Genomic DNA, 10,969 nt, shown 5'->3' with positions numbered 1-10,969 from the left:
GTAACCGTACAGTTTGGCAACAGCATAAGGTGAGTAAGGGTGGAAAGGTGTATTCTCATTTTGCGGTACCTCTTCCACTTTGCCGTACAGTTCCGAAGTCGATGCCTGATAAATGCGGCAAGTATCAGTCAGACCCGCCAGGCGCACAGCCTCCAATACACGCAGTACACCTGTAGCATCTACGTTGGCTGTAAACTCCGGAGAGTCGAAACTTACCTGCACATGACTTTGTGCAGCGAGGTTGTATATTTCGGTTGGTCTCACTTTTCCCACGACTTGCAGGATGCTCATCGAATCCCCCAGATCTCCATAATGCAGATGGAAATGCGGAGTACCCTCTAAATGAGCAATACGTTCACGGAAATCAACGGATGAACGGCGAATGATGCCGTGAACTTCATATCCTTTATCCAACAAAAGTTCGGCTAAATATGAGCCGTCTTGGCCGGTAATGCCGGTAATCAAAGCAATATTTTTATTCATTATTTCTAAATATTTATATATATTGAATTTCACATAATATAAACACCAACAATACTAAAGGGTAAATATATAAAGATATTTCTGTTTTATACCCAATTATAAAATTTAAAATCCAAAAGTATCACATTTATTAATCAATCGATAACAATTTATCATATAAAATTGCATATTCATTAAATTTATTCCTTTTGTCAAAATTTAATTTAGCATATGAACTACATGGGACAATAAATTTATTTTTTCCAATCCTTTTTATATGCTGTATTGCATTATACATTGCAGATATATCATGTGGCTGTATAACAAATCCAGTTTCTTTAGTAACGATTTCCGGACATGCTGTTGAGTCATAAACTACGACAGGAGTTCCACATGCCATGCTTTCAATAGTTGTTAATCCAAATGTTTCTTCAACAGAACAGTTAACAAAAATATCAGCTCCAGCGTATAGGTGTACAAGTTCAAGCACATCTTCAGTTTTAGCTATTCCAATTATGTTAGGAGGTAATTGCTGTAACTGTTGTTTATTTAAACCAACCAAAATTATAATCTCATCATGAGACAATAACTCTGCTAATTTAAAAAAATCATTCAGGCCTTTACGTTCATCCCATTGAGTAGCAACTCCTAAAATTAAAAACTTATTTTCAATCCTATATCTGCTCTTAATATCTGAATTAATTGGACGAAATACATCAGTATCTATACCATTTTGAATCACTCTCACCGGAAATTCAGACAGAAAAGAATGTTTTACTTCATTTTCCAGCCATTGTGAGACTGTTACAATAGTTAAATTATGAAGTGAAGTAAAATACTTTTTTTTTGTTTCATAATTCTTTTTAGAACGATCTATTAATGAAGACGGATAGGCATTCAGATTAGTACAATGTGAACATGAGGTCATCCATTTCTTACAATTCACAGCCGTATAATGCACACAATGTCCCGTAAAAGCCCAACAATCATGCAAAGTCCAAACTATGGGAATATGTAAAGTAGCTAAATAATGAAATAAAATAGGATAATTAATATAATAACCATGAATGTTATGAAGTTGAATTAAATCTGGATTAATATTACGAATTACATTTATTAAACGTTTTGTGGCATTTTTTGAAGCTAACCCATTTCTACCTAATAACCGAGACATAAAATAATGAATATATATATCGCATTTTCGGTCAATTTTATACAAAATTGTTTTACTTGGATTAGACCATCTTCCATATGCCGTATAACAAGTCCATCCTTTGTCTATCATAACCTCGGCAATACCTTCAGCAATGTGCCCAGTAGAACCAGAATTAGCCACAACATTTATCTGTAATATTTTTCTACTCATATAAAATACATATTAAGAATGAAATAAGTAATAATTATAATTACCAAACATTTTAAATGTTATTATATCAATTAGAGTATATTGATAAAAAATCGGATTATATTCATAATCTAATATTCAACTATAAAAATACAATAACTAAAAAAAATAATTTCTACTATATTTCCACTTTCTATATAATACTATGATAAAGTTGGGAATTTTTTGTATCAAATAATTACGTATAGCAAAATATAAAAGTTTTAATTTATATTTAAATCCGTGATTATGACCATTTATAGCACATACTTCTTTAAAAGTTTCAAGAACACGATTGGTGGAAAACCCTATTGCATTATATTGTGATATAGGAATTGGAATATACAAAAAAACACTCTTATTCTGATATAAAGTGTAAAAAAAATTATAATCTGCGGCAATCTTATAGGATAAATCAAAATGAAAGGATTTTGCACACTTCGTTCTTACAAATGTTGACTGATGGCAGAATGGAAGAGCTATATCATTATCTTTAAAAAAACCAGCATTTATATATTTATTGCCAAATGGATATTTTATAATAGTATCACCGTATATAACATCAACAGACGTGTCAATCGTAGTAGAGAATATTTTATTTAAAGCACCTTCAATAAATAAATCTCCTGCGTTCATAAAAATAATCCATTCTCCCGTAGCCTTATCTATAGCTTTATTCATAGCATCATAGATTCCATTATCCGGTTCACTAATAAAATATGAGATATAAGTCTTATATTTATTAATAATATCCAAAGTGCCATCCTTACTATTTCCGTCTATAATCAAATACTGAAGGTTTTCGTATTTTTGTGTAAGTACACTTTTAACAGTCTCCTCAAGTATAAGACTGGCATTATAACAAACTGTTACAACTGAAATTAAAGGCTTGTTCATTTTTTTATTTTAATAAGAAATAAATCTCTGTTTTCTAGGATTGTCAATAGAGTCAATATATAGAGCATTATTACATGCATGATATTTACATGAAATGGTCTTTGTAAATAACCTAATGCAAGTATGATTGATGCATAAAGAAAACTTTTTTCCTTTTTTATACCAACTATAAACATTATCATAAGAGGTAAATATGTCACTATAGTTCCTACAATGCCATCTTTTGCTAATATTTCATATGGATTATCCGCCATGTAATCTATATCATTTAAGTTTTGAGCACCTATTCCAAATATTGGTTCTTTTTTAAATTGTATTTTAGCTTTTTCTGTTAATTCTGCTCTATTATTACCTTGTAATTCTCCTATTGATTCATCCATTTCAAACCGATAAATAGTAAACCGATAAATATCATAATCTGTATCCTTAGTCAAATAAATTCCACTAATGATTATAAGAGCACTTAAAACTAATATAAGAAAGTGTTTTATCTCTTTTATATAAAAAAATGCAATATAAAAAAATGCTTGTATATAGTATGCCATTGAAAATGTGAATGTCAACAAAAGCATTAGGTATAATTCAAATTTACGATTATAAAAAAACAAACGATTAGACAATAATGCAAAAATTCCCCAATATGCCATTGCTCCAGGTTCATCAAAATATCCAGCATAACGGATCACATTTCCAATATAAGCATTTGTACAAGTGAGACCAAAACAGTAAGCTGTTCTTCCATCTTGATTATTAAAATTGAAAAAAGGAGTAAATGAAAATAGAAATACTAAAAAGAAACAAATAGTACCTCCAAAAGCCATCAAAAAGATAAACTTACTATATAATTGTGAAAAATTTCGTATGCCAAATGAAGTGTTATAAATACATAGTAATGATAAATATGCAATAAAAATAAAAATGACGCGTGTAATATAAGTCGAATCATGATGAATTATAGAAAATAAAATCCAACAACAGCTTTGAATAATAACAATTCCTGTAAATATTAAAGGAAAAATTGTTATTTTTCTCATTATCAATAGCATAAACAAAAACACCAATAAAAAAGTAATTGATATAGTTTTTACGTCTGGCAAAGGTATAAACTGACAAAATACATAAGGATAAGATGAAAAGAGTAACAATAATAACAATGTTATTACTATCCAGTTCTTGATTCTATCTTTGGACAACACCATTGTTTTCATATTTTATTCTATTTTCTTTGCTTAAAATCGGATATTATCTCATGATATACTTCGTTTAAATTTTCCATAATATCTTTTTTATCATGCCTTTTTAAAGCTGTTATATGCGCATTAACAGATAATATGGAGAGTTTTTCTTTGTCAGATTTTAAAGTCTTTATTAAATATGCTATTTGATAAGATTCTGAATCAGGTACTAAATAGCCAGACCAACCATTCTTTATTAATGATGGCACTCCTCCTACATATGTTGCTATACTAGGCACTCCCAATAACATTGCTTCACACAATGCATTAGGACTGTTATCTATATGAGAAGGATGCACATAGAAGCTAGAAGCCGATAACAATATAGCTAATTCTTCTGCATCTTTTTTTCCACAAAAATATACATTACAATACTTGAATTTAGCTTTAACATATTGCTCAATAGCCTTCCGTAAAGAAAATGACTCATCTACACCGTAGATGTTCCATTTAAATTTAATATTTATATCTTTTAATAATCTAGCGGTTCTCAATATTGTATCAAAGCCCTTATATATTTCTCCATTCATGACAGTAGAAATAATAACTTCTTCTTTTTCAACATAATGCCATTTATGGTTGTAAAAAGCAGAACGTAACACCTCGTTGCATTCATAATATTTTGAGTTTGGTGCCAGTAATCTGCTAACTTGATAATCCCAGTCAGTCCGCCCTAAATAATATTTATATACTTTGTAGTTTTCAAATTCAATTTCTGATAATTTTAGGAAACGTTGATATAAATCTGTAGCAGTTTTACAAAAAAGTTTTTCTTTTAATGGAGAATACCACCAAACACCTCTGCTGGACATAGCCATCGGAAACCATTTGTCTTTTATACCTGAACAAATACCTTGTAAATGAACTACTACAGGTACATTGGTTACTTGTTTCAATATACTACCAATATTTGTTTCAAGACCAAACAGTTGAATTATATCTGGCGAAAAATTATCGATAACTCTTCGAGTTTCGTCATTAAAATATATCTCGTCAGGATCTTTTAATATTCGAGTATATATTTTCCTTAATAAGGATAGTTTATGATAAATAGGATAATATGAAATTCTCGATTCAACCCTTTTCTTTGACAAAGATGATCTTGTTATATATGCCAATCCAACCTCATATCCATCCATAGAGGATATTAATTCAGCCAAGCTCTTTACCCAGCCTCCACCTCTATAATCATTGTCATCATGGGACAAATATGAAAAAAATAATATTTTCATTTTCTTATTTATTTTACTTCCTAAAAAGCGATATATCTTTTATCTTTCTTTTAATTAAGACTAATCTGTCTATATTTCTTTCACCAATAACTCGTTTTAATCGCCAGATTCGCTTTGTTTTGGCAGGTACCCAGCTTCCATCAAAATGATGTATGACCAGCGTATTTTCTGTCAGGTTAATTTTTCCACTTTCACCAGATTTCGGACAAAGAAAATCTTTCGGCAACAGAGTAAATCCGTTAATGGTTTGTTTCTTGTTATTGGGAATAAAGCCATATTTCAAACATGTATTTGTAATACGAACTACATTGGTGGTAAGATCTAAAGTCCCATCAGGCATTCGAAAATGCACATTAAGATAATCGTTTAGTAATTCTTCGAAAAGAGGCTGATGGTCTTGACTAGCCATCAAGCCTGTTGGAATTTGTGTTTCAGATTCGAATCCAGAAACCGCCTCATACAAAAGTAATGAATCTAAAGGTTTTAAAACTTCCACATCAGTATCCATATAAATACCACCTTCGTTCACCAAAGCATATAAACGAACCACATCGGTAATAAACGCCCATTTCTTTGCTTCATATGCTTCCCACACATAATCATTGTAATGGAGATTAAAGTTATCCTCATTCCACTCCTTTATTTCATATCCGGGACAATATTTTTTCCATGATTCTATACACTTTTCTGCAAGTTTAGGCTTTGGTCCACGTCCGAACCAGCAATAATGTATCTTTTTTGGTATCATTAATATTAAATTAAAGTTTTATATTATATTTCTTTAAGCAATTGCTTATCTTATATTATCAATATTTCTTATATAAATAATTTAGTATAAAATATCTCAATTATGTATCTAATTAACATCTAACTAATAGAGAATAATTCTTTAAAAACACGATGTTTGTAACAGTTCTTTAAACAATAACTTCCTATCCCAAATATTTTCACGCAATAAATGAATGATATGTTCTCAAAATCTTGTTGCTATAAATACAGGGACAAATAATTTGTAATTCGCAGGCAAGCTTCCCCATCTCCATAAGGATTTACAGCCTTACTCATTTTTTCATAATACATCGGACTATCTAACAAAGTAGAAACTTCATTTATTATTCTTTCATAGTTTGTTCCTACTAATTTAACAGTACCTGCTTCCAGAGCTTCTGGCCGTTCAGTTGTATCCCGCATTACTAATACAGGTTTTCCCAATCCAGGAGCTTCTTCTTGTATTCCTCCACTATCAGTTAGAACTATGGTAGATTTTTCCATCAAATATACAAAATTTAGATATTCCAAAGGTTCAATAAAGAACATATTATCCCAATTAGTTAAATTCTCACCAAAAACTTCATGTATGGGCTTACGCACATTAGGATTCAAGTGCATAGGATATACAAAATCTACATTAGGATATTTTTGTGTTAGATCTTTAATCGCAGTGCACATCTGAATGAAACCATCACCAAAATTTTCACGTCGGTGTCCTGTTATTAATACCATTTTTTTTCCATTACATAATCGATTTATGTCATATCCTACCTGTTTTAACTGTTTTTCTAGTTCTTCATCAAGATATTTATCTGCTTTAATCCTATTGACTACCATCTGCAATGCATCAATTACTGTATTACCTGTTACTAAAATATATTCTTCCTTTACTCCTTCGTTTAATAAATTCTGTTTACTAAGTAGAGTTGGTGCAAAGTGATATGTAGCTATACGTCCTGTTATTTGCCTATTCATTTCTTCAGGCCATGGGCTATAAATATTGTGAGTGCGTAATCCTGCTTCAACATGGCCTACAGGAATCTGTTGATAAAATGCAGCTAATGCTGCTGCTGTGGATGTAGTTGTATCTCCATGTACTAACACAATATCAGGATGAGTTTCTTTCAATACTTCTCTCATCCCTAGTAATACACGAGCTGACACATCATATAAATCCTGCCCCTGCTTCATAATGTTTAGATCATAATCAGGCTGTATATCAAAAATATGTAATACTTGATCTAACATTTCACGATGTTGCCCAGTAACACAAACAATGGTTTTAAACTGCGTTGAATTATATTGAAGTTTTTTTACTAATGGGGCCATCTTTATAGCCTCAGGACGTGTTCCAAAAACCAACATTACTTTTTTCATACTCAATAGCAATTACAAAATTTGTTTATATATCATAATATTGTTTTTTATAAGAGAATGCAAATAAGATCTAAGTTCTGCATCATACATTTTATCTGAAGAAAATGTTAGAAGATTTACAAAATTATCAAAATCAAAACTCTTTATTTTAAAAACATAGCTTTCACAATGAATCATACGAGCAAACTCAATCACTTTATTATCCCAATTCAACATAATTGCAGGGATTCCTAATGAATAAGAAATTATATAAGAATGTAATCTACAAGAGATAATAGCCTTATAGGATGAAATTATAGATAGCAATTGCATTGCAGAAGTTGGACGAGGTGATAGCAAATTCGAATTTCCATCTAAGTTTAATTTAAGAAGAATTCTATTTGCAAATAGAAAATCATCTTCAGAACCGTTTACAAATAATTGCCATTTTAGCCCTTTGCTTTCTATTCTATAGATGATTTTACCCCAAAAATCAATAAAATCATCTTCGGAAATTTTTTCTGCATTATTAGCATTATATATAAACGGACTAATAATACCAAGTCCTATTACATCTGATTTATCATTTTTTGATATATTATAAATTTCCGAACACAATATCGCATTATCAGGAACATGAAAAAGTTCTTTTGGGGTAAGATTATGGATAAATGATAAACCATCACGTAATGTAATCCTCTTAACTACCGAACTATTTAATATATTAATAAACCGTTCACGAGCAGCAGAAGAAAAGCTTCCTACACCACAGGAATTAAAAATCACAGGAATATCATTCTGTTCTGCATATTTAACTATGCGAGATATTTGAAAAGAAAAATAATCTAAAAACATTTGTCCACCAGCAAATATTATTAGATCTACTTTCTTGTGTTTATTAATATGTCGTAATCTTTTACAAACATTATACGACATATACCGATACATTAAAAGTTCTCTATTCGCATTTCTAATATAAGAAGTATAAAAATAGCATATTCTAAAAATTAGTTTTTTCTTAAAAGAGGGCTTACTACCATAAGTTAAATCAACCCAACTGATAGATGTGTTATCTAAATTATTCTGTATAAGCTGTTCTGCACACTGACACAACAAATTATCTCCTAAATTAGAAGAATAATATTCACCTACTAAAATTATATTATTCATTTAATATCTATTTCTTAACGATCACATTCTTAACTCTACCTAAACTCTTTTCTTGTATGTATATACGGCCATTAGATTTATTTCTATAATACCTTTCAAGATCTCTATATTTTAGGACTTTCGCAGGATTACCTCCTACAATAGCTAAAGAAGGAACATCTTTAGTTACGCAAGCACCAGCACCAATTATAGCCCCTTCTCCTATTGTAACACCAGGTAATAAAGTCACATCAGCACCTATCCATACATTCTCATTAATATGTACATCCTTAACATATACTTTATTATCATATGGTAACATTTCTCCTTCATAATTATGATTAGCAGTATGAATCTTTAATCGTGGCCCTATAATTGTTCCTCTTTTAATATATAATTTGCCTATTAAACTAAGCCAAGCACCAGGACCAATATATATATCAGTATCGCATAATAAATTTTCTACTTGAAATATAGAAAAAGGACGATTCAAAATGACATTCCTTGCACGAAATTCTTTCTCTAGTTTAGCATCTCGCAATTTTCGAGAGATATGATCTTTTAATCGATTGATAACCCTTAATACCATATAACTATATTTTATATAAAAGAATGTATTTTTTTCTTTATATAATTTTTCTCCATAGCATCAAGCCCTAAATAATATAAAGAAACTATATTGATTATTAATGTTAATGATATAAATAATATAAATGACACAAATTCATTTTTCATAAATTTATCTAAAGATAAATTTATGAAAGCACCTAAAAATAATGTAATCAATGTTACAATTGCAATTTTTGCCAAAATTGACATAAATAATCGGTTACTCCTAATGCTTATAGACTTATGCAATATACAATATCTTAAAAAAAGAGCAAAAAATGATATTATAATATAAATTATAAATACAACTTTAGGATTATCAGTTAAATGTACACCAATATAAGATAAGGGAACATTTGAAATTAACGTACAAGAAACCCAAAATTGATAATATTTTATATTCCCTGTAGCTTGTTGCGCTGTCGCTATTGGGCCTGACAGAGAGTCCAACAATGAGCTTACAAGTATTAATTTACAAAATATTGAAGCATATTGTGGCACTTGTCCTAGCCACAGTTCCAAAATAAATTGTGAGTAGAATAAAAAAGGAAATGAAAATAGAAACAATAAAAAATAGCAATATTTACAAGCACGAAATGTAAGCTCTAACATTTCTAAACTATGACCAGCTGCATATAACTTTATTATTTGTGGATTAATAGCAGATTGAATGTTATACACAAAAGAAGTTAAGGCAGAATTAATTTGATAGGCAATTCCACGAGCTGCATTAACAACTGGACCAAAAAATAGATTAAGTATTATGTTAATTCCCTGGTTTACAGCAACTAGACTAAACGCTCCCATAAAATTCCATGAAGAAAATGAAAAGATTTTAATAAATAATTTTTTGTTTATTTTCTGTAAAGAACGACAATCTGAGAAACATATTAAACAGTAAGATATGTATATAATAGCTATCAAAAGGGTTATCAAAAAAACAAGTATCCCATAACATTGCAAACGATCATACAACAAATCCATTCTAAGAACATAAATAATGGCTAACTTACAAAACACTTCAAACAGACCAACATAGGCATAAATTCCCATTCGTTCATTTGCTAATATTGCAGCCATAAATGGCGTTTGACAAACAGAAACAACAAATGAGAAAATAGAAAATTGGAATATCCAATATGCTGCATTTATTCTCTGTTCTGGTATAACTAATATATTAAAAAAGTATCTACCCACAAATTCAGCAAGCAAAGCTATCACAAAAGCAATTAAAATATGAATATAAATCGCATTACTGAAATAAGATCTAAATTCAATATGATTATTTTGCCCCAAGGCATACGACAAAAAACGTTGTACACTAACAGACATGGAAGAGTTTAAGAATGAAAACATCACTACAATGCCAGCAACCACATTATATATGCCATAGTCTTCAAAGCCTAAAACTTGCAACAAAATACGTGAAGTATATAATGTTGTTAACATAACCAATGCCATACGAACATATAACAACAATGTATTTTTAGCTATTCGCTTAGCATCAATCAGTGAATTATTTACCATATCTCTTTTAAAATTATTTTCTAATTATTTATAAACCATTTCAGTAACAAAACTAATATAATTCCTATAAATATAGATATAGAGTATTTCTAACAAAAATCACAACTTAATAAAAATATATAATTAAAACAATTTATTTTATAAGGTTTCATCGATTATAATTAAAAGCATATTAAATCTCAATTAAAAATAGCAACTGATATTGGTTATGATCTTACAAAGGAAGGTATTTTTCATGAAAAACACAAACCTTTTCTTTTTTTAAAAGTACTTCAACAGTTGAAAGCACACTTATATATTAGCTCTTCCCTTAAATTATGTAAACTTCCAATTTTAGGGTATCCCCT

The 10,969-nt window shown here is 29.7% G+C and carries 10 protein-coding genes; all 10 read right to left on the bottom strand.

The annotated features are described in order from the left end of the window. Positions 1–483 (bottom strand): GDP-mannose 4,6-dehydratase (locus tag QVP67_RS01815; RefSeq protein WP_288179787.1); only part of this gene is annotated, 483 nt, incomplete at its 3' end. A 130-nt stretch (positions 484–613) separates the two neighbouring features. Further along, a complete protein-coding gene (locus QVP67_RS01810) occupies positions 614–1,828 on the bottom strand; it encodes a glycosyltransferase (RefSeq protein ID WP_022161854.1) in 1,215 nt (404 codons plus the stop codon). 138 nt (positions 1,829–1,966) lie between these two features. Next, the gene (locus QVP67_RS01805) at positions 1,967–2,743 is read right to left on the bottom strand and encodes a glycosyltransferase family 2 protein (protein WP_022161853.1); all 777 of its coding nucleotides are present in this window, start codon (positions 2,741–2,743) and stop codon (positions 1,967–1,969) included. Then, the gene (locus QVP67_RS01800) at positions 2,740–3,951 is read right to left on the bottom strand and encodes a hypothetical protein (RefSeq protein ID WP_288179786.1); all 1,212 of its coding nucleotides are present in this window, start codon (positions 3,949–3,951) and stop codon (positions 2,740–2,742) included. The genes QVP67_RS01805 and QVP67_RS01800 overlap by 4 nt, the downstream gene beginning before the upstream one ends. An 8-nt stretch (positions 3,952–3,959) precedes the next feature. Continuing rightward, positions 3,960–5,210 (bottom strand): glycosyltransferase family 4 protein, encoded by a 1,251-nt coding sequence (locus QVP67_RS01795; RefSeq protein ID WP_022161851.1) that lies wholly within the window; start codon positions 5,208–5,210, stop codon positions 3,960–3,962. Positions 5,211–5,223: 13 nt separating this feature from the next. Then, complete coding sequence (locus QVP67_RS01790) at positions 5,224–5,958, bottom strand: glycosyltransferase family 32 protein (RefSeq protein ID WP_022161850.1); 735 nt, start codon at positions 5,956–5,958, stop codon at positions 5,224–5,226. A 239-nt stretch (positions 5,959–6,197) separates the two neighbouring features. Further along, positions 6,198–7,358 carry a non-hydrolyzing UDP-N-acetylglucosamine 2-epimerase gene (gene wecB, locus QVP67_RS01785; RefSeq protein ID WP_022161849.1) on the bottom strand — a complete coding sequence of 387 codons (1,161 nt, stop codon included), beginning with the start codon at positions 7,356–7,358 and terminating at the stop codon, positions 6,198–6,200. Positions 7,359–7,370: 12 nt separating this feature from the next. Beyond that, positions 7,371–8,507, bottom strand: a complete 1,137-nt coding sequence (locus QVP67_RS01780) for a polysaccharide pyruvyl transferase family protein (RefSeq protein ID WP_022161848.1) — start codon at positions 8,505–8,507, stop codon at positions 7,371–7,373. A gap of 7 nt (positions 8,508–8,514) precedes the next feature. Next, positions 8,515–9,075, bottom strand: a complete 561-nt coding sequence (locus tag QVP67_RS01775) for an acyltransferase (RefSeq protein ID WP_022161847.1) — start codon at positions 9,073–9,075, stop codon at positions 8,515–8,517. A gap of 11 nt (positions 9,076–9,086) precedes the next feature. Beyond that, a complete protein-coding gene (locus tag QVP67_RS01770) occupies positions 9,087–10,622 on the bottom strand; it encodes a lipopolysaccharide biosynthesis protein (protein WP_022161846.1) in 1,536 nt (511 codons plus the stop codon). Positions 10,623–10,969: the final 347 nt, after the last annotated feature.

Origin of the sequence: Bacteroides sp. CAG:633 (assembly GCF_000435115.1) — a bacterium.
GTDB lineage: Bacteria > Bacteroidota > Bacteroidia > Bacteroidales > Bacteroidaceae > Bacteroides > Bacteroides ndongoniae.
The sequence above is the reverse complement of the archived record's forward strand: the minus strand, read 5'-3'. Positions and strand labels throughout refer to the sequence as shown.